Below are 267 nucleotides of genomic sequence, written 5' to 3'. Positions count from 1 at the left end.
CCCATGGTAGCGAATGTCCAGCAGGAACCGCACTGTCCCTGATTTTCGATCGGGCTCAATTTGCCCAGCGTACGCAGATCGTATGTCGACGGAAGCGTGTCGAGCGGTGCGAGATCGAATTGTATGGGCTTTCCCGTCATGTGCGACAGGTTGAGCGGGCCGGGCCGCGCGCCAAAGTGGAAGTAACTACCCAACAAAGAGTTTGCGTCCCACTGGGTACGCAGAAAATCCGGATTGATGGGGCCGAATTGCAGACCGGAACCGTTC

General features: G+C 57.3%; 1 protein-coding gene. It reads right to left on the bottom strand.

Features of this window, described 5'->3' with window-relative positions; translation table 11 throughout:
- On the bottom strand, positions 1-267 hold a 267-nt coding region (locus EOD29_RS32235; RefSeq protein WP_206520564.1), incomplete at both ends, for a C1 family peptidase.

Origin of the sequence: Mesorhizobium sp. M1A.T.Ca.IN.004.03.1.1 (assembly GCF_003997555.1) — a bacterium.
Classification (GTDB): domain Bacteria; phylum Pseudomonadota; class Alphaproteobacteria; order Rhizobiales; family Rhizobiaceae; genus Mesorhizobium.
This window is presented reverse-complemented; position numbering and strand designations above follow the sequence as displayed.